Here is a 25,511-nt window from a genome sequence, read left to right as displayed (position 1 = left end):
GACAACGGAAGGAAGGGGCCGCCCGGCCGGTGCCGGGCGGCCCGCAGTGTGTCCGGGGCAGGCGGGAATGTGACGACAGGCCCTAGCGGGCGGCCGGTTCGCTGTCCCTGGCCGGGCGGGGGATCGTGGTGGCGCCGCGCCGTTCGCCGAGCCGGCGCTGGACGCCGCGCACCAGCCGCGTCGCGGTGAAGGCCGCGCCGTGCACGAAGCGCATCGACGGGCCGAACGACGGCGCGGTGAGCAGCCCCGCGAAGAACAGCCCGGGCCAGGACGATTCGAAGCCGGAGTTCAGCTCGGGCGCCCGGCTGCCGCCCACCGTCCAGAGCGTGGTGCGTACGTGGGGCGCGAGCAGCCGCAGCCGCCCGAGGTCGGGGGTGAACCCGGTGGCCGCCACCACGTGGTGGGTGTCCAGCGTCTCGGTGCCGCCCTCCGTATGGGTGAGGTGGAGCCGCACCCCGTCGCCCCGGGCGGCCGCGGCCCGGACCCGGTGGTTGAGCAGCACCGGGACCACCGGCTCGAAGCGCTCCCGCAGCCACCAGGCGCCGGCCGGGCCCACCGCGTGCTCGGCGATCCGCAGCCGGGTCGCCGAGGGCAGCCGGCGCACCGCCCAGGGCAGTTGGGACCACACCCGGTTCGGCCAGCCGGTGCCCAGCGCGGAGTGCGGCTCGCGCAGCGCCCGCAGCCGGCCGCGGGCCAGCGGCGGCGGCGGGGCGTGCCAGCGCAGCCGGTCGGCGCGGGCCACGATGCGGGGCCGGGCGCCGTGTTCGGCCAGCAGGGCCGCGGTCTCCAGCGCGCTCTGCCCGGAGCCGATGACGGTGACGTCCCGGTCGGTGAAGCCGCGCAGATCGCGGTGGTCGCTGCTGTGGGAGGCGAGGTCCGGGGGCAGTTCGAGCAGCGGCCAGGGGCGGTTGACGAACGGCAGCACGCCGACGGCGAGGGCCACGGTCCGGGTCGCGATCTGCTCGCCGGTGTCCGTCTCGACGTGGAAGCCGTCTCCGTCGGGGCGTACGGCGGTGACGGTGACCTCGTCGACCTGGGGTACCGCCTGTTCGCCGAACCACCTGCCGTACGCGGTGAAGGTGTCGAGGGGCAGCGGGACGCCGTGCTCGGCGGTCAGGTCCTGGGCGGCGCAGTAGTCGGCGAGGGTGTGGGCGCCCGCCGGGGCGGAGAGATCGGAAGCCCAGGGTTCGGAGGTGAGGAACATGCCGTCGGGCATGTGGTCGCGCCAGAAGGCCATCGGCCGGCCCAGGACCCGCAGCCGCAGTCCGGCCGCCGCCGCGTGTGCGGCGATCGAGAGTCCGTAGGGGCCGGCGCCCACCACCACGAGGTCGTACATGGAAGGTCCCTGCTCTTTCTCTGGGTGCGGTGTGGAGGGCCCCGAGCCGGCGGGGCCCCGGGGCCGGAGGCGGCCCCCGGGGGCGGCGCCCCTCCGGACCGGAGAGCGCCCCGCCCCGGCGACAAGTCGTCAGGTGCCGTGCCGCTCAAGGCCGGGGCGGCGCCCCGGGCGTGCATGCGGGGGGCACGCCGCGCGGCATGCCGTGCGGCGCCGCGGAGGAGCGGGCGGGCAGCGGCGGGGCGCCGTCCGGCGGGGCGGTGCGCCTGCGGTACGTGCCCGGGCGGAACCGCCGCCCGGGGGCGCCGGGGCCGCGCGGCACCGTACGGCCGGTCAGGTCCAGGTGCAGCGCCCGGACCGGATCGAGTCCCGAGGACGGGTCGGTGACGAGCCGGAAGTGGGCGCCGGGCCGCCCGCCGGCGCCGAGGAGGTGGTAGCGGCCGTGGGCGTCCCGGCGGAAGTCCAGGTCGAGCAGGCCGCGGTAGCCCAGGTGCCCGGCCAGCCGCAGCGCGGCCCGTTCCACCTGGGGGTTGGGCAGCCGGCGGCCGGCCGCGGCCGGCCCCGCCCACGGCCGGCCGTGGCCCGCGCGGCCCGGCCCGCCGATCAGGCACCCGCCGTCGCCGGTGAAGCAGCCGTGGAAGAACCAGTCGGTGCCCCGTCCGCCGGGCAGCAGGCGCTGCAACAGCAGGGCGCTGCCGGCGCTTTCGGTCCGCTCGTACAGCCGCCGGGCGTCGTCGGGGGTGTGCACCAGGGTGGTGCCGGGCAGCCCGGCCGACGGGGGCAGCAGCCACGGCCGGCTCCACTTGGCGACCAGCGGCAGCCCGAGCTCGGCTGCCGCGTCGGCGGCCTGCCGCGCACTGGCGGGCACGACGGTTGCCGGGTGCGGCAGGCCGAGCTCCCGGCACAGCAGGGCGAGTTGGGCCCGGTCGGCGAGTCGCTCGGGCAGGCCGGGGGGCTGGGCGGGGAGCAGATAGCGGCCCAGCAGCCGGCCGGCGAGCCGGGCCGCGGCGAGGGCGCCCCGGTCGTCCACGGGGAGCAGCACGGCGGGCCGGCCGATGCCCTCGGAGAGGTCGCGCAGCAGGTCCAGCAGCCGGGCCTGCGCGCTCGGCGCGGCCAGCTCTGCGGGCCGGGCGTACATCCGGTGCAGATACCGCGACCGGGCCACGGGGCCGCGCGCCGACGCGGCCACCGCGTGCACCTCGATTCCCGCCCGGCCCAGTGAGCCGACCACGCCGAGGGTGTCGCGGGGGAAGGGGCCGGGGTCGAGCCGGAGCAGCAGGACGGGCACCTCGGTGTCGAACGAGGACATCGCGCGGAGCCCCTCAGCCACGACCGCGGACCGTGCGGGCGGGCGGGACCACGGCGCCCCCGGCCCCCGCCCGCCCTTCCTCCGGGGGTGCTTGCTGCACGGTCTCGGCCATGGCGCTGCCTACCTGTTCGAGAGCGGGGACGGGGCGGGGGAGCGGGCCGGGTCCGGCAGGGACACGCTCGCCGCCGGGAGCGCGGCCGCCCGCCCCTGCGGCGGCGGCACCGGCACCGGGGACACCCGCGCCGGGCCGCGCCGACGTACCGGTGCGCCGGCCAGGACCTGCTCGTAGACCGACATCAGCGCCGCGGCGCTGCGGGTGATGTCATAGCGCCGCACCACCGGCGGGACCGGCAGCCGGTCCGGTCCCCGGCGGCGCAACTCCCGTAGTGCGGTGGCCAGTTCGTGGACGACCGGGCTGAAGTGGCGGGCGCCGGGCGCCTGGTCGGCGGGCAGTTCGTCGACCGCCGGGCAGCTGCCGTGGAGTACGGGCAGGCCGGACGCGAGGGCCTCCACCACGGCCAGCCCGAACGCCTCCGACGGGGAGGGGGAGACGAAGACGTCGACCGCGGAGAGCAGCCCCGGGATATCGGGTCCGGCGGATTCCGGGCCCTCGGCCTCGGTGTCGACCGCGCCGCCTCGCGTGCCCAGCAGATGGATCCGGTCGCCCGAGCCGAACTGCTCCGCCATCCGCCGCAGCATCTCCCGCTCCGGCCCCTCGCCCGCCAGCAGCAGATGCACGCCCGGCAGCTGGGTCACCGCCCGGACCAGGACGTCGAACCGCTTGCCGGGCACCAGCCGGCCGGCCCCGCCGACCACGAAGGCGTCCAGCGGCAGCCCCAGCCGGGTGCGGACCAGGGCGCGGGCGGCCGGATCGAAGGCGAAGCGGTGCGCCTCGATCCCGTTGGGCACCACATGGATCCGCTGCTCCGGTACTCCCCAGCGGCGCAGCCGGGCGGCGACGGTGTCCGAAACGGCGACCGTCGCCGCCCCCAGCCGCTCGGTGGCCCGGTAGAGCGTCCGCACGCCACGGGTCAGCCGGCGGCCCTCGATGACCGCGTCGCCCAGGGAGTGCTCGGTGGCGACCACGGCCCGGACGCCGGCCATCCGGGCGGCGATCCGGCCGTAGACGCAGGCCCGGTAGAGGTGGGTGTGCACCAGGTCGTAGCCGCCGTCGCGGATCAGCCGGGCGAGGCGGGGGAGTGCGGACAGATCCCGCTCGCCGGTCATGCCGAGGTGGGTGACGCGGGTGCCGTCGGCCTCGATGCCCTCGGCGATCGGCCCCGGGCCGGTCAGGGTGACGACCTCGCAGTACGCGGGCAGCCGGCGCAGCAGCAGCCGCAACTGCTGTTCGGCGCCGCCCACTTCGAGGCCTGTGATCACATGCAGAACCTTCACCGGATGCCTCCAGGGATAGCGGCCGGGGTGGTGATCTGGTCGGCGGCCGCCGGGCCGGCCGGGCCGCCCGCGGGCAGCGCACGGCGGCGCGGCGGCCGCGGCGCGCGCGGGGCGTGCGGCCGCCGGAGGGGGTGCGCGGCGCGGGTGCTCATCGGCCCTCCCGCCGCGGCAGCCGGGCCACGGCCCGCAGCATGATCCGGACGTCCTGCCCCCACGACCAGCTGTCGATATAGAGGTTGTCGAAGCGGGCCCGGTCCTCCACGGGGGAGCCGCCGTGCAGCCCGTGCACCTGCGCCAGCCCCGTGAGGCCCGGCGCCATCCGGTGCCGGGCGCCGTACTCCGGGCAGCTCCGGGTACACCGCTCGACGGTGCGGGGGCCTTCCGGGCACGGCCCGACCAGGCTCAGGTCGCCGCGCAGGACGTTCCACCACCGCGGCAGCCCCGCCACCCCGGTACGCCGCAGCAGCCGGCCGACCCGGCTCGTCCGGAGGCCGTCCGCCGCGTCCCCGGGCGGCGTCGCCGCGTCCCCGTCGTACGGGCGCCGGGTGCGGAACGTCAGCAGCAGGAAGCCGCGGCCGCCCCGGCCGACGCGTTCCTGCCGGCAGAGCACCCCCGGGCCGTCGGCGAGCCGGACCGCCAGCGCACCGCCCAGCAGCACCGGGGCCGCCACCACCAGGGCCACCACCGCCAAAACGAGGTCCAGCGCCCGCTTGCCCGCGCCGCCGTGCCGCGGCGGCGCGGTCTCCAGCCGCCGCCAGGCGAAGCCCCCCAGATGGCCGGACGCCGGCGGCGGCGGGCGGCCCTCCAGGGCGGCCGCGGCACCGGCCAGCCAGATCGCCGCGCCCTGGTCGACGAAGCGGCGCAGCAGCGCGGCGGTGTACGGATCGCCGTACGGCGGCACGGTGAACACCGCGTCCCGCACCGTGTGCCGGATGACGGCCCGGGTGATGTCCTGCGGGGTGGTGAGCCGCGGCGGTCCGGCGGGTTCCGGGGGCGCCTCGGGCCCGGCCGGCGCCCCCGTCACGACCACGCCCACCGGGCGCATCCCGTACCCGGGGCGGGCGTGCAGCACGCCGGCGAGCTGCCGGGCGGCCGGTTCGGCGCCGACGATCAGCGTGGCCCGCGGGCGGCGGCGGGCGGCGGCCCGCCGCGCCCGGTGGACCAGGGCCCGGGCGCCGCAGACCAGCGCGGTGTGCAGCGCCACCGCACCGACCAGCAGGGCCGGCGGCAGCGCCTGCGCGGGACGTACGGCGGCGAGCACCGCGGCCACCGCGCACCAGCAGACGGCGGCCCGGCCGAGCAGCACCGGCAGCGCGCCGAGGAGGCTCGGGGCGGGATGCGGACGGTAGAGGCCGGCCCGGGAGTGGAGCAGCAGCAGGCCCAGGACCATGGGGCCGAGCGCCATCGGCGCGGTGCCGGTGCCGAGGACGGCCGGCGCGGTGCAGACGGTGGCCAGGCAGTCGGCGGCCAGCAGCGGGGCGACGGCCCGCTGTCGTACGCCGCGGCCGGGCCGGGGCGGGGGCAGGGTCTCCCGGGCCGGCCCGCGCGGCGGGTGGACCGCGGCGGTGGCCGGAACGGCGGCCGCCGCCGGGGGCCGGACCCGGGCGGAGTGGGGCGCGTCCGCGCTGTCCGTCGTCATCGCCTGATCGGCTCCCTGGTCCTGGTGCCCGGCACACCGGGCCGCGCCCCGCCGTCGCCCGACGTCATGGGCCGCGCTCGGTACTGCGGGTCTTGCGGCAGCACGCACTGCTCCCCTGATTAGCGAGCCGACAGAACTCTCTGCGGGAAATTCCGGGCGCGCCGTTCAGTGCCTGGTATCGGCCTGGACGAAGAGCGCGCCGAGCAGATATCCCGGGTTGCGGGTGGTGAAACGGAATGTGAGCCGATCGGCGCCGGACCGCAGTGCGGGGGTGATGTCGAATACATCGGAATCAAATCCGAGGGTGTTCCGGTAAGCGGGCCGCCGCGCAGCCGGCCGGCCGAAGTCGGTGATGGTCGAGTTCATCACATCGTTCGCCGGGTTGGCGGAATCGTGCACCTTCAGCGGGTGGTGGCGGCCGGCCCGGACGGTGAGTGCGTCATTTCCGCGGTCCCGGTATCCGTCATATGCGACGACGCCGGCGCGGCCCTGTGAGTTCACCGGGATGTGCAGTCCGTTGAGCCGGACCGTAAACGCACGACGGTCCGCCGCCAGCTGTTGGAAGCCGTCCCACAGCGCGATTCTGCGCAGCGGTTCCTTTGCGTTCTCGTATACGGCCACCAGCGTCCAGCCGCCCCACCCGCCGGCCGCGGACGGGCTCTTCGCGCCCTTGGTCCGCGCCACCGTGTAGGCGCCGGGACCGCTCCTGCGCACCAGCCCGGTGACGTCCGCGGACGCCTGGAAGCCGTCGGCCGCGGCCCGGCCGCGGTGGCCGGCGACGGTGTCGGCGCGCACCGTCCGGTACCGGCCGCCGGGCCCGGCGACCAGCATCCGTCCGTTGTTCCCGGCGGCCTTGCGGGTGCCGGCCCGCAGGGTGCCGCCCCAGTACAGCCGGGCGTAGCTGACCCGGGAGCCGGCCGGGAGGCGCAGGGTCGCGCGGCTGGAGCTGTCGGTGCGGGCGTCGGAGTCGACGTCGGGGTACGCCGTCCCGTGGTGCCCCATTCGGCGGGCCCCGTCCTGCCGGGCCGCCGCGCACGGTCCGCCCGTGCGGCCGGCCGCCGCTCTGCAGACGGCCGAGGAGTTCGCCGCGCGGGCGATACCGCCGTGCTGGGTGACGTGATAGCGCTCGGTGAAGGGAATTCCCGCGGATTTCCTGGGGGCCGGCGCGGCGGCCGCCGAGGACAGTGCGGCCGACAATGCCAAGGAAGCCAGTGCGCATACGACGCCGCGCCCGGTGCGGTCCATCGACTTCCGCATGTCTTCCTCTCCGACTTCAATCAGTCAAACAGGAGAGCACTCTGACAGAAATCATGTTGGAAACCGCGGCAGGCACGCCGGATCCGGGCCAGGGTTCCCGAACAGCGGAATGCCGGACTTCCGCGGGGCCGCTTGGTTACTGCCATAAGGGCTAACGATTTCCCGGACGGGGGAACGCCCGCATCCCTGACTCATTTCGCTCGTTGTGACCGGTTGCCCCATTCACGAACTGAAAGGAGAATGGGATGAAGCGGTTTGTTACGACCGCAGCGATTGCCACCGTCAGCTGCGCCGTTGTGCTCAGCGGCGCCGGCATCGCATCTGCAAGCACGGACGGTCACCACGGAAACCACGGCCGCCACGACCACGGTCGTTTCGGTCGCGATGGCCGGGGCTTCGGCGGCGCCACCGCTGCGGGCTTTGCCGCGGGTTCCCCGGGCATCCTCAGCGGTAACAACATCCAGGTGCCGATCAACATCCCGATCAACGTGTGCGGCAACAGCGTCAACGCGCCCGGCTTGCTGAACCCGGCCTTCGGGAACGTCTGCATCAACCGCTGATCGGCCGGCCGGTCCGGAGCACCATCGGGCCGGCTCGGTTCGTGAGGTCAAGTTGGCGGACCACCTCCGGCTCCGGTCGTGGGTGGTTCGCCACTCTGCCCCCGCACCACCGGAGGCGGCCGCGTCGCGAGAGACGGGCCCCTGCGCTGACCTGCGGATTCGGGCGTCACCTCACGGGCCATACTGGAGGGCATGGCGAAGAGCAGACGCGGGCGCGGCGGCCCGGAGACCGTCACGGAGACGGTGGACGGCGGACTCGCCGAGCTACGGCCCGACCGGGACCGGCCGCGCGGCTGGACGCTGCTGATCGACGGGGCCCCGCAGTCCCATGTGGACCTCGACGACCCGTCCTTCCTCGACTTCTCCTATCAGCGGCGCCTCGGGCATCTGGCGGACCTCGCCGGCCCGCCCGGCGCACCGCTGCGCGTCGTCCACCTCGGCGGCGGCGCACTGACGCTGGCCCGTTATGTCGCGGCGACCCGCCCCCGGTCCACCCAGCAGGTCGTGGAGATCGACGCACCGCTGGTCCAGCTCATACGCCGGCAGCTGCCGTGGGACAGCGGCTGGCGGATCCGGGTGCGCGGCGGCGACGCCCGCGCCGGCCTGGCGAAGATCCCCGAAGGCTGGGCGGACCTGATCATCGCCGACGTCTTCGGCGGTGCGCGCACGCCCGCGCATCTGACCAGCACGGAGTTCGTGACGGAGGTCCGCAGGGCGCTGCGCCCCGGCGGGTTCTACGCCGCGAACCTCGCCGACGGGCCGCCGCTGCGGTTCCTGCGCGGCCAGATCGCCACCGTCCGTACGGTCTTCCCCGAGCTGTGCCTGACCGCCGACCCGGCCGTCCTGCGCGGCCGGCGCTTCGGCAACGCCGTCCTGCTGGCCGCCGACGGGGAGCTGCCCGTCGCCGAACTGACCCGGCGGGCGGCGACCGATCCGCAGTCCGGACGGGTCGAACACGGCCGGGCACTGCTGGACTTCACCGGCGGCGCGGCACCGGTCACCGACGCCACCGCGCTCGCATCACCCGCCCCGCCGGCCGGCGCCTTCGACTGAGCCGGGGGCCGGGGGCCGCGGGCCCAGAGCGGCGGGCGCTGCCGCCCGCCGCTACGCCCCGCCGGTGTTGATCTGCACGGTCGGCGGATGGCCGTTCCAGGTGCAGAACACCGACGTATGGGCGCTGCCGGAGAAGTCGACCCGGATCCACCCGTCCTGCTTCCACACCTGCATCTGCCAGCCCGCGTCGGGCGTCGCCGACACCAACTCGGCCGAGCGGCCGCCCAGATCGAAGACCACCCGGCCGCCCGCCGTGGAGTAGCTCTTGATCCGGCCGCCGGAGGCCTGCGGGTAGCTGTCCTGCGGGGACGGGTCCGGGTGCGGCCGGGCGCCGCCCGTGGCGGACGGGGCCGCCGGACCGGAGGGCGTGCCGTCGGCGGGCGCCGGGCCGCGGTCCGGCGAACGGGACGGCTTGGGGCGGTGCGTGGAGGAGGCCCGCGGGGAGGCGTCGCCGTCCGGCGCGGCCCCGGACACCCGGGCGGACAGCGGCAGCGCGCGCGGCGGGTCGTACGCGGTGCCGGACAGCACGGTGTGCACCCCGAACCACGACAGCGTCACCGCGGCGCCGGTCGCCAGCGTCCAGGCCACCGCGTGAACCAGTCCTCGTTGCATCCGGCTCATACTGCACCACCGGACCGCGCGGACGCAGCCCGCTGCCGCACGGCCCACCGCTCTGTCACGGTGTCAACACCCGGCGGGGAACCGGCCCCGAATGGCGTACGGTGCCGCCCATGGCACGTGTGCTCGTGGTCGAGGACGACCAGTTCGTACGCTCGGCGCTGATCCGGCATCTGACCGAGGCCGCCCATGCGGTGCGCAGCGTCGGCACCGCTCTGGAGGCGCTGCGCGAGGTGGCACAGGTCGGCTTCGACGTGGTCGTCCTCGACCTCGGCCTGCCCGATCTGGACGGCGGCGAGGCGCTGAAGATGCTGCGCGGGATCACCGATGTGCCCGTGATCATCGCCACAGCCCGGGACGACGAGGCCGAGATCGTCCGGCTGCTCAACGACGGCGCCGACGACTATCTCACCAAGCCGTTCTCCGTCGAGCACCTCTCGGCGCGGATGGCGGCCGTCCTGCGCCGCTCCCGGGTCACCGCCTCCGGCGCGGAACCGCCCTCACGGGTGATCCGGGTCGGCGGCCTGTCCATCGACCCGCTGCGCCGGCAGGCCGAACTCGACGGCACCGCACTCGACTTGACCCGCCGGGAATTCGATCTGCTGGCTTTCCTCGCCGAGCGGCCCGGTGTCGTCGTCGCCCGCAAGGAACTCCTCGCCGAGGTCTGGCAGCAGTCCTACGGCGACGACCAGACCATCGACGTCCATCTGTCCTGGCTGCGCCGCAAGCTGGGGGAGACCGCGGCGCGGCCCCGGTACTTGCACACCCTGCGCGGCGTCGGCGTGAAGCTGGAGCCGCCGCGGTGAGATGGGCCCTGGTCAAGGTGGCGCTGGCGGTCACCACCATGGTCGTGGTCGCGTTCGCCGTCCCGCTCGGCCTCGTCGTCAAGGAACTGGCCCGCGACCGCGCGTACTCCAACGCCGAGCGGCAGGCCGCCACGATCGGTCCGGTCCTCGCCATCACCACCGACCGCACCCAGCTCGAACGCGCCGTCGCCAGCGCCGAGACCGGCCCGGGCGGCCGGATCGGCGTCCATGTGCCGGCCAGCGGCCGGAACGGCAGGCCCGCCGAGATCGGCGCCCGGCGCGCGGCGGAGGCGGACGTGGCGGCTGCCGTGAAGCTCGGCCGGGCCTCCATCTCCCCGGTCCGCGGCGGCTCCGCGCTCCTGCAGCCGACCGCTGTCGCCTCCGGGATCGCCGTCGTGGAGGTCTTCGTCCCCGACGCGGCCCTCACCAACGGCGTCACCACCTCCTGGGTGGTGCTGGCCGGCGTCGGCCTGGCGCTGGTCATCGGCTCGGTCGCGGTCGCCGACCGGCTCGGCACCCGCATGGTGCGCCCCGCGCAGCGGCTGGCCGGCGCCGCCCACGACCTCGGCCGGGGCAAGCTCGGCGTACGCGTCCAGGAGGACGGGCCCACGGAACTGCGGCTGGCGGCCAGCGCCTTCAACTCCATGGCCGACCAGGTCGTCCAACTCCTGGCCAACGAACGCGAGCTGGCCGCCGATCTCTCGCACCGGCTGCGCACCCCGCTGACCGTGCTCCGGCTCAACGCCGCCTCGCTCGGCGACACCCCGGCCGCCGAGCAGACCCGGGCCGCCGTCGCCCAGCTGGAGCGGGAGGTCGACCAGATCATCCGCACCGTCCGCGAGCAGAAGGCCCAGACCCAGCAGACGGCCGCCGCGGCCGGCTGTGACGCCGCCGAGGTGATCCGCGAGCGGATGGGCTTCTGGTCCGCGCTCGCCGAGGACGAGGGCCGCACCGTGCGCATCGCCGGTGCCGACCGCCCCGTACGGGTCCCGGTCGCCCGCCCCGAACTCGCCGCCGCCCTGGACGCGATGCTCGGCAACGTCTTCCGGCACACCCCCGAGGGCACCGCCTTCGCGGTCGACGTCCACAACGCGGACGAGGCGGTGATCGTGCTGGTCTCGGACGCCGGCCCGGGCATCGCCGACCCGGACGCCGCGCTGCGCCGCGGCCACGGCGGGGGCGGGGAGGGCTCCACCGGCCTCGGCCTGGACATCGTGCGGCGGCTGGCCGAATCCACCGGTGGCGATGTCCGCCTGGGCCGTTCCGTCCTCGGCGGCACCGAGGTGCGGGTCTGGCTGGCGCTGGACGACCGGCGCGCCCGCCAGGGCGGACGGCGCGGGCACCGGCTGCGCCGCACCCTCGGCCGCCGTCGGCGGGCCGCGCGCCCCGGCTCCTGACCGCCCGTCCGGCGGGGCAGGCGCCCGGCATCCGGCGGGGCATGTGCCCCTGGCTCTTAACCACCCCCTTCCGCTTCCTTAAGGCGGTCATAAGTCCCCCAACCTCCGCACCATTACCGACATTTGTCCGTTTCCCTGCCGCTAGCGTGCGGGACGCACCACGGTGCACCCCACCCCACCCCCCACGTGACGACAGGCAGGCACGAGATGACTTCCTCGGCACACCGCCGGCGCAAGAGCCGCACCACCCAGCTGATCGTGACCGGCGCCGCCGCCGTGGTCGCGGCGGGCGGTGCCGTCGCCGTCGCCGGCGGCGCCATGGCTGCCAAGGCCCCGCGGACCGCCGGCACCACCGCCAAGGCCGCCGCCGGCTTCGCCCCGTACGTCGACACCTCGCTCACCCCCGCCTACGACCTGCCCGGCACCGCGCGGAAGACCGGGGTGAAGAACTTCACCCTGGCCTTCATCACCTCCGGCGGCGGCTGCGACCCCAAGTGGGGCGGCTCCGGCGAGCTCGGCAACGACGCGGTGGCCCGGCAGATACCCGCGCTGCGCAAGGCCGGCGGCGACGCCCGGGTCTCCTTCGGCGGCGCCACCGGCTCCGAACTCGCCCTGGTCTGCGGCTCCGCGGACCAGTTGGCCGCCGCGTACGGCAAGGTCATCGACCAGTTCAAGCTCACCAAGGCCGACTTCGACATCGAGGGCGGCGCCCTGCCCGACGCCGCCGCCAACACCCGCCGCGCCCAGGCCATCGCCCAGCTCCAGAAGACCCACCCCGGCCTGGACGTCTCCTTCACCCTGCCGGTCATGCCCGAGGGCCTGACCCAGGACGGGGTGAACCTGGTCGCCGACGCCAAGAAGAACGGCGTCAAGATCTCCGCCGTCAACATCATGGCGATGGACTACGGCGCCTCCTACAGCGGCGACATGGGCACCTACGCCACCCAGGCCGCCACGGCCACCCAGGGCCAGCTCAAGAAGGCGCTCGGGCTGAGCGACGCGGCCGCCTGGAAGGCCGTGGCCGTGACCCCGATGATCGGCGTCAACGACGTCCAGCAGGAGGTCTTCCGGCTCGACGACGCCAAGCAGCTGGTGGCGTTCGCCAAGGACAAGCACCTGGGCGGCCTGTCGATGTGGTCCTCGACCCGCGACCAGCCCTGCCCGGGCGGCCCGGCCCCCTCGGCGCAGCCGACCTGCAGCTCCATCGACCAGAAGCCGCTGGACTTCACCAAGGCCTTCGGGGCCTACACCGGCTGACCCCCCACCGGCGGCCCGGGCGCCGGCCCGGACCGCTCGCCCCCACGGCGGGGCGCGGCGGACTCCCCCTACCGCCGCGTCCCGCCGCTGCGTCCCGCCGCCGCGCAGGGCGGCCCACCGGCCCGGACGGCCCCGCCCCGCACCGCCCCGCCGTACGGAAGACGACCGGGGCGGTGCCCGTCTGCCGCCGCGGTGAGATCCTCATGTCCGCTATGTCCGGACTGCCCCTTCGGGGGCACGTCGCCCCGTCGGCAGCCGCATCCTCCGAGGCTCCTCCACCGCGGTCGCCGGGTCACCGCGCCCACCGGGTCGCCGCGGCCACTGGGGCACCGGGCCCCTCGGCACCTCCGCGCCCGTCCGCAATCCCGTGCCCCGTCCGCGCCCCTCCCCGCGAAGATCACCCTCACCCGCCCGAACCCCACGGTGACCATCGGCGACGTTCTGGACCCGCCCTCCGGCTCCTTGTCCTCGGGCCGACAAACGTCAAGGCCCCCGACCTGAGGTCGGGGGCCTTGAAGTGGGGTGAGTAACGGGACTTGAACCCGCGACATCCTGGACCACAACCAGGTGCTCTACCAGCTGAGCTATACCCACCATGACCGGTGCTGTGTGGTTCTTTTTCCCCACCGGCTGAGAAAAAGTGTACAGGGTCCCGAGGGGTGCTCGCGCCCAGGTTTTGTGTCCCGGGACCGAGGGCGTGTCGTGCGGGTCACGGCGGACCCGCAAGGAACCACACGACACGCACCCCCACGGCTCACTGTGGCGTGGACTGCGGCTCAGCAGGAAGGACGTGCTTGGCGGCGATGGCCTTCGCGGTGTCCGAGTCGGGTCCGGGCTGCGGTACGAAGACCGCCTCGCGGTAGTAGCGCAGCTCCGCGATGGATTCGCGGATGTCCGCCAGCGCCCGGTGGTTGCCGTTCTTGTCCGGACTGTTGAAGTACGCCCGCGGGAACCAGCGCCGGGCCAGTTCCTTCACGGACGAGACGTCGACGATCCGGTAGTGCAGATAGCTTTCCAGCGTCGGCATGTCGCGCAGCAGGAAGCCGCGGTCGGTGCCGACGGAGTTGCCGCACAGCGGCGCCTTCCCCGGCTCCGGCACATGCTGCTTGATGTACGCAAGCACCTGCGCCTCGGCCGCCTCCAGCGTCGTCCCGCCGTCCAGCTCCTCCAGCAGCCCGGAGGCGGTGTGCATCTGGCGCACCACCTCCGGCATGGTGCCGAGCGACTCGGCGGGAGGGCGGATCACCACATCCACCCCGTCGCCCAGCACATTCAGCTCCGAGTCGGTGACCAGTGCGGCCACCTCGATGAGCGCGTCATTCGCCAGCGAGAGTCCGGTCATCTCGCAGTCGATCCACACCATGCGATCGTTCATACATCTCACCCTACGGGGCGCTCGCGCTGTCCGGGCAGCACGGGCCGGGCCGGTCCCCGCCCGACGGCGGCCTCCGCCAGCCGGGAGGCGTAGCCCTCCGGCTGCGGTTTGCCCGCCTCGCCCGGTTCCGCGGTCGCCAGACCGTGGCCGGCCAGCGCGGCGGCGGAGAACCGGTCCCCGCCGCTCGCACCCAGCGCCGCCCGCTCGCGCTCCGGCCGCTCGGCGCGGTCGGCCCGCTCAGGCCTGAGCGCGGGCTCGGGTGCCCCGTGCGGCCGGCGCGCGCGGTAGGCCGCGCGGTAGGCCGCGGGTGAGGCGCCCAGCTGCCGCCGGAAATGCCCGCGCAGCGCCACCGGCGAGCGGAAGCCGCAGCGCCCCGCGACCTCGTCCACCGAGTAGTCGGAGGTCTCCAGCAGCCGCTGGGCCTGCAGGACCCGCTGGGTGATCAACCACTGGAGCGGAGCGCTTCCGGTCAGGGAGCGGAAGCGCCGGTCGAAGGTGCGCCGGCTCATGTACGCGCGCGCCGCGAGCGTCTCCACGTCGAACTGCTCGTGGAGGTGCTCCAGCGCCCAGGCGACGACCTCGGCGAGCGGGTCGGCGCCGATCTCTTCAGGTAATGACCTGTCGAGGTAGCGCTGGTGCCCCATGTCGGACGCGGTCCGGCGGGGCGGCACGACGAGCCGGCGGGCCAGCGCGTTCGCGGCGTCCGCGCCGTGGTCGGTGCGCACGATGTGCAGACACAGGTCGATGCCTGCCGCCGTTCCCGCGGAGGTGAGCACATCGCCGTCGTCGACGAAGAGCTCGCGGGGGTCCACGTGGACGGACGGATAACGCTTGGCGAGCGTCGGTGCGTACATCCAGTGGGTCGTGGCCGGCCGGCCGTCGAGGAGTCCGGCCGCGGCGAGGACGAACGCCCCCGTGCACAGCCCGACGATTCTGGCCCCTTCTTCATGCGCGCGGCGCAGCGCGTCGAGCGCGGCGGGCGGCGGGGCCTGGGTGATGGAACGCCAGGCCGGTACGACGACCGTCCCGGCACGGGAGATCGCCTCCAGCCCGTAGGGGGCCGACAGTTCGAGCCCCCCGGTCGTGCGCAAAGGCGCATCTTCGCCCGCGCACACAAGTAGCCGGTACCGCGGGACGCCTGCGTCCTGGCGGTCGATGCCGAAGACCGAGAGCGGAATGGAGCTCTCGAAAATGGGGCCGCCGCTGAAGAGGAGCACCGCGACTATTTCGCGGCGTCGTCGGGCGGCGAGCTTGCGTGCGGCATCTGGTACGGCAGCGGAGTCCTGGCTCATGGCACTTAAGCCCCCCTCGGTCGTCTCGCCCTCTCGGTCCTGCACAGTTCCCCCGCCGTTACTACCAAGATCGAATCTACTGTGTTCCGTGAGGATGGAGTGCCAAGTTCACCACCCGCTGGTATGTCGATATGGCAACTTGGCGCGAAGCATTCGATCACGAAGCGTTCCACTCGTCGGGCCTCCATGGGAAGTACGCGTCTCGGCTCTGCCCGTTCGCAGTAGGGCACAACCATGCCCAGCGGTCCTTTCCTCCCTGCTCACACCAGGGTTGAGAGGGGCTCAGGGGAAGGTACGGACCTCGGCCGGAAGTTGGCTGAAAACGGTCGCGCGCGGACTTGCGGAGGCCTCAGTTGACCGGCGTACGCCCTCCGGAATGGCGCCCGCCCCCGTGCGCTGCCGGACCCGGACGTCCCGTTCTGTCCCGGTGTCTTCCGAAGTCGCGCACCCGGACCCGCGCGGCGGTCCGTTCGGATTGCCGCAACAGTGCGCGACAGACGCAGGTCACCGCGCCCAGGCCGGCGGCCGCGCCGACCGCGCCGGCCCAGGAGGCACCGCTGAGGATCAATACGAAGGGCACCAGGGCGCAGCTGAACGCGCCCCAGCGCACCACATCGCTCACCGGGTCGGGTGATCTGTCGGACGGCAACGGCACCATGTGCTCCCCTCGGACGGGCTGCTGGATACAACGCCGCCGACGATCATGGGTCACCGTCAGAGGGTACGTACGGGGGCAGGCCGGGGCATTGCCATCCGCGCCACGCTCCGGCATGCTCCGGGGAACGTTCGAGGCCCCACCCGGCTCGCGCGGGCGCTCCGCGTCCTCGGCGTGCTCTGGGCAGCGGGGGAGTGGCGCCGTACTCTTGGGGTATCGGGTTGGGAAGATGATTCCCAGTCGTATCGTTCCTCTTTGAACTATGGCTCCCGGACCTCGATCGAGCCAGCTCAGTCAACTGCCGGATCAAGTCAATCGCTGTTCCCCGTTCGCCCCTCCGCAAGAGGACGCCCTCGCCGAGACATCCATGGCCGGTCACGAAATCCCCGAACCCGCGGACCGCAAGCAGGTCGCCGATCCGATGGCGGACCTCGAAGCGGCGGAAAAGACGCGCCACTCCTGCGACCCTGCGTTCCGTCATGGCGTCGTGGTCGGCTTCGACGGCTCCATGTCGAGCGAGCGGGCATTGGCGTATGCAATCGGTATGGCCCGGCGCCTCGGCTCCGGGTTGATCATCGTCCATGTGGCCAACCGGCTGCCGACGACCGTCTGGGCGGGCTGTGAGCCCCCGGTCTTCGTGGACGTACCGGATCACCGCACCGAAGTCCTCGGCCTGGAGCTGGCCTGTGCCGATCATCTCTCCGAGGTCCCCTGGATCCTCGTCGAGCGCGGCGGTGACATCTGTCACGAGCTGGAAGAGGTCGGCCAGGAGTACGAGGCCGACGCGATCGTGGTCGGCTCCACGCACGGCCTGGTCGGCCGGATCTTCGGCTCGGTCGCCGGGCGGCTGGCCCGCCGGGCGCAGCGCCCGGTCATCGTGATCCCCTGAGGGATCCCTGGCGCACCTCTGACGCGTCCCTGGCGTATCCCTGCCGTATCCCTGATGCGGCCGTCGTCCCGCGCCGTCCCGTGCCGCCTCGATTCTCCGCTGTGTGCACACAGGTGAGGGGGCGTCATGGGGATTGTGCGCAGGCGTATTTCGCCGGCCGGCGGGAGGTGGATTGTGCGCTTGTGAGGGGTAGAAAACGGTCACGTGGGCGCGCCGCGTTACGGGCCCGGCGGCCGCGCACACGGCAACTGCGTGCTGCCGCCCGGGTGGTGACGGTTCCCGGAGCGGCGGCATCCTGCCGGCGTATGGGCGACGCCGGCGCAGGGGAGGCGGCGGCTCCGTGCGCAAGGTGGCACGCACGGAGCCGCCGCCCCCCTTTGCGCTTGAACCGGCGCCGCTTTCGCGGAGGGGGTTGCTCGCCGTGGGGGTGCTCAATTGTCGCTTCGGTGGTCTTGGGTGGGCCACTTCACGGTTATCGGCATCGGCTTGGCGAGGTTGCCGGGCTTGACCGCTCCGCGGTCAAGGGCTTGGCGGGCGGCCTCGGGCGGGTTATTCGACCGTGACGGACTTGGCCAGGTTCCTGGGCTTGTCGATGTCGCGGCCGAGGGCCAATGCCGTGTGGTAGGCGAGGAGTTGGAGCGGGATGCCCATCAGGATCGGGTCCAGCTCGGGCTCGTTCTTGGGGACGACGATGGTGTGGTCGGCCTTCTCCTGCTCCTGGTGTGCGACGGCCAGGATGCGGCCGCTGCGGGCCTTGATCTCCTCCAGGGCGGCGCGGTTCTTCTCCAGCAGGTCGTCGTCCGGGACGATCGCGACGGTGGGCATGGCGGGCTCGATGAGGGCCAGCGGGCCGTGCTTGAGCTCCGAGGCCGGGTAGGCCTCGGCGTGGATGTAGGAGACCTCCTTGAGCTTCAGGGAGGCCTCACGGGCCACGGGGTAGCCGCGCACCCGGCCGATGAACATCATCGACTTGGCGTCCGCGTAGGCGGCCGACAGCTTCTTGATCTCTTCCTCACCCTTGAGGATCTCGTCGATCTGGCCGGGCAGCTTGCGCAGGCCCTCGATGATCCGCTTGCCGTCCGCGACCGAGAGGTCACGGATCCGGCCCAGGTGCAGGGCGAGCAGCGCGAAGGAGACCACCATGTTGGTGAAGCACTTGGTGGAGACGACGCAGACCTCGGGGCCCGCGTGGACGTAGATGCCGCCGTCGGTCTCCCGGGCGATCGCCGAGCCGACCACGTTCACCAGGCCCAGCACCCGCGCGCCCTTGCGCTTGAGCTCCTGGACGGCCGCCAGGACGTCGTAGGTCTCGCCGGACTGGGAGACCGCGACGTAGAGGGTGTCGGGGTCGACGACCGGGTTGCGGTAGCGGAACTCGGAGGCCGGCTCGGCGTCCGAGGGGATGCGGGCCAGCTCCTCGATCATCTGGGCGCCGATCTGGCCCGCGTGGTACGAGGTGCCGCAGCCCAGGATCTTGACCCGGCGTACCCCGCGCGCCTCGCGGGCGTCGAGGTTCAGGCCGCCGAGGTGCACGGTGGAGAAGCGGTCGTCGATCCGGCCGCGCAGCGCGCGGTCCACCGCGTCCGCCTGCTCGGAGATCTCCTTGTGCATGTAGGTGTCGTGGCCGCCCATGTCGTACGACTCGGCCGCGTACTCGACGGTCTCCGGCGTCGCCGTCGTCCGCGAGCCCTCGGTGGTGTACGTGCGGTAGTCGTCGGCCTTGAGCGTGGCCATCTCGCCGTCGTCGAGGGTGACGACCTGGCGGGTGTGCGAGACCAGTGCGGCGACGTCCGAGGAGACGAACATCTCGTGCTCGCCGATGCCGAGGACGACCGGGGAGCCGTTGCGGGCGACCACGATCCGGTCGGGGAAGTCGGCGTGCAGCACGGCGATGCCGTAGGTGCCCTCGATGTGCCGCAGCGCCTCGCGGACCCGCTCCTCCAGCTTCTCGGCGTCGGAACGGGCGATGAGGTGGGCGAGGACCTCGGTGTCGGTCTCCGAGGCGAAGGTGATGCCGTCGGCGAGGAGCTTGGCGCGCAGTTCGGCGGCGTTGTCGATGATGCCGTTGTGGACGACCGCGACCTTGCCCTCGGTGTCCAGGTGCGGGTGGGCGTTCTCGTCGGTCGGCGCGCCGTGGGTGGCCCAGCGGGTGTGCGCGATGCCGGTGGAGCCCGCGAAGCGCTTCGGCAGGCGGGACTCCAGCTCGCGGACCCGGCCCTTGGCCTTGGCGGTCTTCAGGCCGCCCGCGGCCTTGCCGGTGCCGTTGGCGTGGATGGCGATGCCCGCCGAGTCGTAGCCGCGGTACTCCAGGCGCTGCAGGCCCTCCAGGAGCAGCGGAGCGACATCACGTTTGCCGATGTAGCCGACGATCCCGCACATACAGTGACCCTCCGAGAAAATGGTGTGGCAATGGTCGTGCCCGGCGCCCGTGGCGGGGGCGTCAGCCGTAGACGAGGCGGCGCAGCTGACGGGCCGAGAGATCGGGCGGGGCCACGGCGCGGTGCGGCATCTCGTGGCGGATCCGCTCGAAGATCTCCTCGTTGCGCAGTCCCTGGGACTGCAGCTCCCGATGGCGGCGGCGGACGAATTCCTCCGTCGTCTCGTCGAAGTACGCCAGCACGTCCAGCACCACCCGGGCGGCCTCACCGCGCTGCAGCGGCGTGCTGCGCACCAGGTGGTCCACCAGGTCTTCGTGCGGCGCCTCTGCGCTGCGGTTACGGCGTTCGAGCACCCGTCGATATTGCTTGGCGGCGCGAGGAATCGCAAGAAATCTGCCCGCTATCGGGCACATCCCCGGTTTGGCGGCCGGAAACTGGTCTGAACCTTGACCGGATCAGAGGGTCACGGTACGCATGGTCACCGTTCGGTCGCTCCATGCCATGCACGATGCCATGCACGACGTTGCCGAAGGGATCGTCGATGAGACGACGCAGACTGCTGTTCTCCCTGCTGCTGGTCGCCGCGGCGGGGCTGGGAACCGCCGCCGTACCCCCGCAGGGCGCCACCGGAGCCACCGCCCGGGCCGCCACCCCCCTGGACCAGGTCATCCCCGCTCCCGCGTCCGTGCGCGGCGGAGGCGACGCCGTCACCCTCGGCGCGCACACCCCGATCCGCGTCCCGGGCGGCTCCGGCGAGGCCCGGAAGATCGCCGGCCGGCTGGCGGGGCTGCTGCGGCCCGCCACCGGCTTCGCCTTCCCGGTGACCACCAAGGAGGGCCGGGACGGCATCGTGCTGCGGCTCGGCGGCAGCGGCACCGGGGGCCTGGGTGCCGAGGGCTACCGGCTGACCTCCGCCGGCCGCACGGTCACCCTCAGCGCCGCCCGCCCGGCCGGCCTCTTCCACGGCGTCCAGACGCTGCGCCAGCTGCTGCCCGTCGACGGCCGGCGGGGTGCGCGGCGCGGGCCCTGGCGGATCGCCGGCGGCACCATCACCGACGCGCCTCGCTACGCCTACCGCGGGGCGATGCTCGATGTCTCGCGGCACTTCTTCACCGTCGCGCAGGTCAAGCGCTACATCGACCAACTCGCCATGTACAAGATCAACAAGCTGCATCTGCACCTCTCGGACGACCAGGGCTGGCGGATCGCCGTCAAGTCCTGGCCGCGGCTGGCGACCTACGGCGGCTCCACCCAGGTCGGCGGCGGCCGCGGCGGCTACTACACCAAGGACGACTACCGCGAGATCGTCCGCTATGCCGCCGACCGCTATCTGACCGTCGTCCCCGAGATCGACATGCCCGGCCACACCAACGCCGCGCTCGCCTCCTACGCGGAGCTCAACTGCAACGGCCAGGCCCCGCCGCTCTACACCGGCACCAAGGTCGGCTTCAGCTCGCTGTGCGCGCCGAAGCAGGTGACCTACGACTTCGTGGACGACGTCATCCGCGAGCTGGCGGCCCTGACGCCCGGCAGGTACCTCCACATCGGCGGCGACGAGGCACACTCCACCAGCCATGCGGACTACGTGACCTTCATGGACAAGGTGCAGCCGGTCGTCGCCAAGTACGGCAAGACCGTGGTCGGCTGGCACCAGCTGACCGGAGCGCACCCGGTCAAGGGCGCCGTCGCCCAGTACTGGGGCTATGACAAGACCGGCACGGCGGAGCGCGCCCAGGTCGCCGACGCCGCCAGGAACGGCACCCGGCTGATCCTCTCGCCGGCCGACCGCGCCTACCTCGACATGAAGTACGACCGGAACACGCCGCTGGGCCTGTCCTGGGCCGGCTATGTCGACGTCAAGCGCGCCTACGACTGGGACCCGGGCCGCTATCTCGACGGCGCGCCCGCCGATTCCGTCCTCGGCGTCGAGGCGCCGCTGTGGTCCGAGACCCTCTCCACCACCGCGCACATCGAGTACATGGCCTTCCCGCGGCTGCCGGGCATCGCGGAGCTGGGCTGGTCCCCGGCGGACAGCCACGACTGGGACGGCTACAAGGTGCGGCTGGCCGCCCAGGGGCCGCGCTGGGACGCCCTGGGCATCAACTACTACCGCTCACCGGACGTGCCCTGGCCCGGGAAGTGAGCCCGCCGGCCGGGCGTCCGCGGACGCCCGGCCGGTCCGGCGTCAGAGCCCCAGCTCCCGGGCGATCAGCATCCGCTGGACCTCGCTGGTGCCCTCGCCGATCTCCAGGATCTTGGCGTCCCGCCACATCCGGGCGACCGGGTACTCGTTCATGAAGCCGTACCCGCCGTGGATCTGGGTGGCCTCGCGGGCGTTGTCCACCGCGATCTCGGACGAGTAGAGCTTGGCGAGCGCGGCCTCCTTCTTGAACGGCTCGCCGTGCACCAGCCGGGAGGCGGCATGGCGCCAGGACAGCCGGGAGGTGTGGGCGCGCATCTCCATGTCGGCGAGCTTGAACTGGATCGCCTGGTTGCCGCCGATCGGCCGGCCGAAGGCCTGCCGCTCCTTGGCGTAGCGCACCGACTCGTCCACACACCCCTGCGCCAGGCCGGTGGCCAGCGCCGCGATGGCGATCCGGCCCTCGTCGAGGATGCGCAGGAACTGGGCGTAGCCGCGGCCCTCCTCGCCCAGGAGGTTGGCGGCCGGGACCCGTACGTCGGAGAAGGACAGCTCCCGGGTGTCGGAGGCGCTCCAGCCGACCTTGGAGTACGGGGCGCCGACCGTGAAGCCCGGGGTGCCGGACGGCACGATGATCGAGGAGATCAGCGGGGAGCCGTCGGCCTTGCGGCCGGTGACGGCGGTGACCGTGACCAGACCGGTGATGTCCGTACCGGAGTTGGTGATGAAGCACTTGCTGCCGTTGATCACCCAGTCCCCGCCCTCGCGCACCGCGGTCGTCCGCGTCGCGCCGGCGTCCGAGCCGCCGTCCGGCTCGGTGAGGCCGAAGGCGCCGAGCACCTCACCGCTGCACAGCTTGGGCAGCCACGCGCGCTTCTGCTCCTCCGTGCCGAAGTGGTAGATCGGCATGGCGCCCAGGGAGACGCCGGCTTCCAGGGTGATGGCCACCGAGGAGTCCACCCGGGCCAACTCCTCCAGGGCGATGCCGAGCGCGAGGTAGTCGCCGCCCATCCCGCCGTACTCCTCGGGGAACGGCAGGCCGAACAGGCCCATCCGGCCCATCTCCTGCACGATCTCGTACGGGAACGCATGCTGCTCGTAGTACTCGCCGATCTTCGGGGCGATGACGTCGTGCGCGAACGCCTCGACCGTGCGCCGGAGTTCTTCCAGCTCGGCGGGCAGACGGTGGTCCAGGGACATGAGGGTCACTCCTTGTGGGAGAGGGCACGGAGGGTACGGGAGGGGCTCGGCCGGCCCAGGGCCTCGGCCATCCACACGCTGGTGGCGGTCAGGCGGTCCAGGTCGACCCCGGTCTCGATGCCGAGGCCGTGCAGCATCCACACGAGGTCTTCGGTGGCGAGGTTTCCGGTGGCGCTCTTGGCGTACGGGCAGCCGCCGAGGCCGCCCGCCGAGGCGTCGATGGTGGTCACGCCGTGCTGGAGCGCGGCGAAGGTGTTGGCGAGGGCCTGCCCGTAGGTGTCGTGGAAGTGGACGCCCAGGCGGGAGGTGGGCACCCCCGCCTCGTTGAGGGCGGCGAGCAGCTGCTGCACATGACCGGGGGTGGCCACGCCGATGGTGTCGCCCAGGCTCAGCTCGTCACAGCCCAGGTCGAGCAGCTCCCGGCAGACCCGGACGGTCTGCGCCACGGGCACCGGGCCCTCCCAGGGGTCGCCGAAGCACATCGAGAGGTAGCCGCGGACATGCACCCCGGCGTCCTTGGCCCGCGCGATGACCGGCGCGAACATCGCCAGTGCCGCGTCGACCGTGCGGTTGAGGTTGGCCTGGGCGAACGACTCGGTGGCGCTGCCGAACACCGCGATCCGGCGGGCGCCCAGGGCGAGCGCACGGTCCAGACCGCGTTCGTTGGGCACCAGGACGGGCAGCCGGTGCGGGTCGAGGTCGGCCAGCTGCGGGAACAGCTGCTCCGCGTCGGCGAGTTGGGGCACCCACTTGGGATGGACGAAGCTGGTGGCCTCGACGAGCGGCAGACCCGCCGCGGCGAGGCGGTGGATGAACTCCGCCTTGATCTCCGTGGGGACGACGGTCTGCTCGTTCTGCAGCCCGTCGCGCGCGCCGACCTCATGGATCCGTACGCGGGTGGGCAGCCCCTCCGCGGGGACCTCCATCGGCAGTCCGGTCGCGGTCATGAGGCGCTCTCCTGCCCGCCCTCGGAGGCGCCGGCGGACGCGGCGGCCTCGTCGGCGTCCTCGTGCGGGGCGACCACGGCCAGGATCTGGTCCATGGCGACGGTCGACCCCGCGGTGACGTCCAGTTCGGTGACCCGTCCGGCGTGCGGTGCGGAGATGACGTGTTCCATCTTCATCGCCTCCACGACCAACAGGCCCTGGCCCGCGGCCACGTCGTCGCCGACGGCGACCTTGACGACGGTGACGGTGCCCGGCATCGGGGCCGCCAGGGTGTCCGCGCCGTGCGCCCCGGCGGCCCCGCGCAGCGCCGCCGCCACCGGGTCGTGGTCGGTCACCTGCCAGGAGTCGCCGTCCCTGCCGAGCCAGTCGCCGGCGCGGTGGAAGCCGTGCACCACGCCGTCGACGGTGACCCGTACCCGGTCCGCGGTGACCTGCCCGGCCGGCGCGTCCGGCCGGACGTCACGGGCGACGGGGTCGTGGCCCGGTACCCGCAGCCAGTGGCGGACGGGGGCGGGCTCGCCGCCGAGCCGGAAGCCGCTGGGGGTGGCGAACGGGTCGCGCCAGCCGCCGCCGTCCGCCGGCGGCTCCAGCGCGGCCTGCCGTACCGCCGCGGCCGCCGCGTACACCTCGTCCGGCACCGCGCCGTCGACCAGCCCGGCCGCCTCCCGCTCCACCAGGCCGGTGTCCAGTTCGCCGGAGACCACGTCCGGGTGGGCCAGCAGCCGGCGCAGGAAACCGGCGTTGGTCGTCACGCCGAGGGTGACGGTGTCGGCCAGTGCGGCCCGCAGCCGGCGCAGTGCCGTCGCCCGGTCCGGGCCATGGGCGATGACCTTGGACAGCATCGGGTCATAGCGGCTGCCGACCTCCCCGCCCTCCGAGAGCCCCGAGTCCGTGCGCACCCCACCGCCCTGCGGCTCGCGCAGCGCCAGCACCGTGCCGCCGGTCGGCAGGAAGTCGCGGGCGGGGTCCTCGGCGCAGATCCGCGCCTCGATGGCGTGCCCGGTCAGGGTGATGTCCTCCTGGGCGCAGGGGAGATGCTCGCCGGCCGCCACCCGCAGCTGCCACTCCACCAGATCGAGGCCGGTGACGAGCTCGGTGACCGGGTGCTCCACCTGGAGACGGGTGTTCATCTCCATGAAGAAGTACGAGGCGGGGTCCTTGCCCGGGACGATGAACTCGACGGTGCCGGCGCCGCGGTAGCCGCAGGAGCGGGCCGCCTGGACGGCCGCCTCGCCCATCGCGGCGCGGGTGGCCTCGTCCAGCAGCACCGAGGGGGCCTCCTCGATCACCTTCTGGTGGCGGCGCTGGAGGGAGCACTCGCGCTCGCCGAGGTGGAGGACGTTGCCGTGGCCGTCCGCCAGGACCTGGATCTCGATGTGCCGGGGCCGGTCGATCCAGCGCTCGACGAGCAGGGTGTCGTCGCCGAAGGAGGAGCGGGCCTCGCGGCGGGCGGCGGCGATCTCGTCGGCCAGCAGCGACGCGTCGCGCACCAGCCGCATGCCCTTGCCGCCGCCGCCCGCGGACGGCTTGAGCAGCACCGGCATGCCGATCTCCCGGGCCGCGGCGGCCAGTTGCGCGTCGTTCAGCCCGCTGCCCGAGGAGCCGGGGACGACCGGGACACCGGCCGTACGCACCGTCTCCTTGGCGCGGATCTTGTCGCCCATCAGCTCGATGGCGTCGGCGGGCGGGCCGATGAAGACCAGCCCGGCGTCCGCGCAGGCACGGGCGAAGGCGGCGTTCTCGGCGAGGAAGCCGTAGCCGGGGTGGACCGCCTGTGCACCGCTGCGGGCGGCCGCCGCCAGCAGCCGCTCCACGGACAGATAGCTCTCGGCGGCCGGGGCCGGGCCGATCCGTACGGCCGTGTCGGCCTCGCGGACGTGCCGGGCCCCGGCGTCCGCGTCGCTGAAGACGGCGACCGAGCGGATGCCGAGGGCGCGCAGGGTGCGGATGACACGGACCGCGATCTCGCCGCGGTTGGCGATGAGCACGGTGTCGAAATTGGTGGCCATAC

General features: G+C 73.6%; 20 protein-coding genes, 1 tRNA gene and 1 pseudogene. 7 read left to right on the top strand and 15 right to left on the bottom strand.

What is annotated here, in order from left to right; all coding sequences use genetic code 11:
• Positions 1-82: 82 nt before the first annotated feature.
• The 6 genes from EST54_RS03070 to EST54_RS03050 all read right to left on the bottom strand — a co-directional run bounded on the left by EST54_RS03070 (position 83) and on the right by EST54_RS03050 (position 6,933).
• The gene (locus EST54_RS03070; RefSeq protein ID WP_129244716.1) at positions 83-1,336 is read right to left on the bottom strand and encodes an NAD(P)-binding domain-containing protein; all 1,254 of its coding nucleotides are present in this window, start codon (positions 1,334-1,336) and stop codon (positions 83-85) included.
• 145 nt (positions 1,337-1,481) lie between these two features.
• Positions 1,482-2,663: an ATP-grasp domain-containing protein gene (locus EST54_RS03065; protein WP_129244714.1), complete on the bottom strand. Its 1,182-nt coding sequence runs from the start codon at positions 2,661-2,663 to the stop codon at positions 1,482-1,484.
• 99 nt (positions 2,664-2,762) lie between these two features.
• Positions 2,763-4,037, bottom strand: a complete 1,275-nt coding sequence (locus tag EST54_RS03060) for a glycosyltransferase (RefSeq protein WP_129244712.1) — start codon at positions 4,035-4,037, stop codon at positions 2,763-2,765.
• The gene (locus tag EST54_RS33995; RefSeq protein ID WP_154074007.1) at positions 4,034-4,189 is read right to left on the bottom strand and encodes a hypothetical protein; all 156 of its coding nucleotides are present in this window, start codon (positions 4,187-4,189) and stop codon (positions 4,034-4,036) included. The genes EST54_RS03060 and EST54_RS33995 overlap by 4 nt, the downstream gene beginning before the upstream one ends.
• Entirely contained in the window at positions 4,186-5,676 is a 1,491-nt protein-coding gene (locus EST54_RS03055; protein ID WP_129244710.1) for a sugar transferase, read from the bottom strand. Before EST54_RS03055 ends, EST54_RS33995 begins: the two co-directional genes overlap by 4 nt.
• A gap of 165 nt (positions 5,677-5,841) precedes the next feature.
• On the bottom strand, positions 5,842-6,933 hold the full coding sequence (locus EST54_RS03050; RefSeq protein WP_129244708.1) for a DUF3344 domain-containing protein: 1,092 nt from the start codon (positions 6,931-6,933) through the stop codon (positions 5,842-5,844).
• Positions 6,934-7,178: 245 nt separating this feature from the next.
• Here EST54_RS03050 and EST54_RS03045 point away from each other — a divergent pair, with 245 nt between their 5' ends.
• Both EST54_RS03045 and EST54_RS03040 read left to right on the top strand, forming a co-directional pair.
• The gene (locus tag EST54_RS03045) at positions 7,179-7,493 is read left to right on the top strand and encodes a chaplin (protein WP_129244706.1); all 315 of its coding nucleotides are present in this window, start codon (positions 7,179-7,181) and stop codon (positions 7,491-7,493) included.
• Between the two features lie 192 nt (positions 7,494-7,685).
• The gene (locus EST54_RS03040) at positions 7,686-8,546 is read left to right on the top strand and encodes a spermidine synthase (protein WP_129244704.1); all 861 of its coding nucleotides are present in this window, start codon (positions 7,686-7,688) and stop codon (positions 8,544-8,546) included.
• A gap of 51 nt (positions 8,547-8,597) precedes the next feature.
• On the opposite strand, the gene EST54_RS03035 is transcribed toward EST54_RS03040, so the two are convergent.
• Positions 8,598-9,158: a hypothetical protein gene (locus EST54_RS03035; RefSeq protein ID WP_129244702.1), complete on the bottom strand. Its 561-nt coding sequence runs from the start codon at positions 9,156-9,158 to the stop codon at positions 8,598-8,600.
• Between the two features lie 119 nt (positions 9,159-9,277).
• Between EST54_RS03035 and EST54_RS03030 the strand changes: the two genes are divergently transcribed.
• The 3 genes and pseudogenes from EST54_RS03030 to EST54_RS03020 form a co-directional block, all read left to right on the top strand.
• Complete coding sequence (locus tag EST54_RS03030; RefSeq protein ID WP_129244700.1) at positions 9,278-9,970, top strand: response regulator transcription factor; 693 nt, start codon at positions 9,278-9,280, stop codon at positions 9,968-9,970.
• On the top strand, positions 9,967-11,367 hold the full coding sequence (locus EST54_RS03025) for a sensor histidine kinase (protein ID WP_129244698.1): 1,401 nt from the start codon (positions 9,967-9,969) through the stop codon (positions 11,365-11,367). The genes EST54_RS03030 and EST54_RS03025 overlap by 4 nt, the downstream gene beginning before the upstream one ends.
• A 345-nt stretch (positions 11,368-11,712) precedes the next feature.
• Positions 11,713-12,624 (top strand): annotated as a pseudogene (locus tag EST54_RS03020) (chitinase); the annotation flags it as partial.
• 518 nt (positions 12,625-13,142) lie between these two features.
• On the opposite strand, the gene EST54_RS03010 reads toward EST54_RS03020, so the two are convergent.
• From EST54_RS03010 to EST54_RS03000, 3 genes are all read right to left on the bottom strand, one after another.
• Positions 13,143-13,218 (bottom strand) — tRNA-His (locus EST54_RS03010).
• A gap of 160 nt (positions 13,219-13,378) precedes the next feature.
• Positions 13,379-13,999, bottom strand: a complete 621-nt coding sequence (orn, locus tag EST54_RS03005; protein WP_040899217.1) for an oligoribonuclease — start codon at positions 13,997-13,999, stop codon at positions 13,379-13,381.
• Between the two features lie 5 nt (positions 14,000-14,004).
• Positions 14,005-15,291, bottom strand: coding sequence for a GlxA family transcriptional regulator (locus EST54_RS03000; RefSeq protein ID WP_129244692.1), 1,287 nt, complete (start codon positions 15,289-15,291; stop codon positions 14,005-14,007).
• A gap of 1,022 nt (positions 15,292-16,313) precedes the next feature.
• Between EST54_RS03000 and EST54_RS02990 the strand changes: the two genes are divergently transcribed.
• Entirely contained in the window at positions 16,314-16,835 is a 522-nt protein-coding gene (locus tag EST54_RS02990) for a universal stress protein (protein WP_006605445.1), read from the top strand.
• Between the two features lie 549 nt (positions 16,836-17,384).
• Here the strand turns inward: EST54_RS02990 and glmS are convergent.
• A complete protein-coding gene (gene glmS, locus EST54_RS02985; RefSeq protein ID WP_129244690.1) occupies positions 17,385-19,214 on the bottom strand; it encodes a glutamine--fructose-6-phosphate transaminase (isomerizing) in 1,830 nt (609 codons plus the stop codon).
• Between the two features lie 61 nt (positions 19,215-19,275).
• Entirely contained in the window at positions 19,276-19,566 is a 291-nt protein-coding gene (locus tag EST54_RS02980) for a hypothetical protein (protein WP_129244688.1), read from the bottom strand.
• 188 nt (positions 19,567-19,754) lie between these two features.
• Between EST54_RS02980 and EST54_RS02975 the strand changes: the two genes are divergently transcribed.
• On the top strand, positions 19,755-21,356 hold the full coding sequence (locus EST54_RS02975) for a beta-N-acetylhexosaminidase (protein WP_129244686.1): 1,602 nt from the start codon (positions 19,755-19,757) through the stop codon (positions 21,354-21,356).
• 42 nt (positions 21,357-21,398) lie between these two features.
• On the opposite strand, the gene EST54_RS02970 is transcribed toward EST54_RS02975, so the two are convergent.
• Genes EST54_RS02970 through EST54_RS02960 form a run of 3 tightly spaced genes read right to left on the bottom strand, consistent with a single transcriptional unit; the run spans position 21,399 to position 25,509 of the window.
• The gene (locus tag EST54_RS02970) at positions 21,399-22,553 is read right to left on the bottom strand and encodes an acyl-CoA dehydrogenase family protein (protein WP_174857380.1); all 1,155 of its coding nucleotides are present in this window, start codon (positions 22,551-22,553) and stop codon (positions 21,399-21,401) included.
• A 5-nt stretch (positions 22,554-22,558) separates the two neighbouring features.
• A complete protein-coding gene (locus EST54_RS02965) occupies positions 22,559-23,500 on the bottom strand; it encodes a hydroxymethylglutaryl-CoA lyase (protein ID WP_129244684.1) in 942 nt (313 codons plus the stop codon).
• Entirely contained in the window at positions 23,497-25,509 is a 2,013-nt protein-coding gene (locus EST54_RS02960; protein ID WP_129244682.1) for an ATP-binding protein, read from the bottom strand. Before EST54_RS02960 ends, EST54_RS02965 begins: the two co-directional genes overlap by 4 nt.
• Positions 25,510-25,511 lie beyond the last annotated feature (2 nt).

The sequence above is a fragment of the Streptomyces sioyaensis genome, from assembly GCF_004122735.1.
Classification (GTDB): Bacteria; Actinomycetota; Actinomycetes; order Streptomycetales; family Streptomycetaceae; genus Streptomyces; species Streptomyces sioyaensis.
Note: the sequence above shows the minus strand (reverse complement) of the source record. Positions and strands in the feature narration are given on the sequence as shown.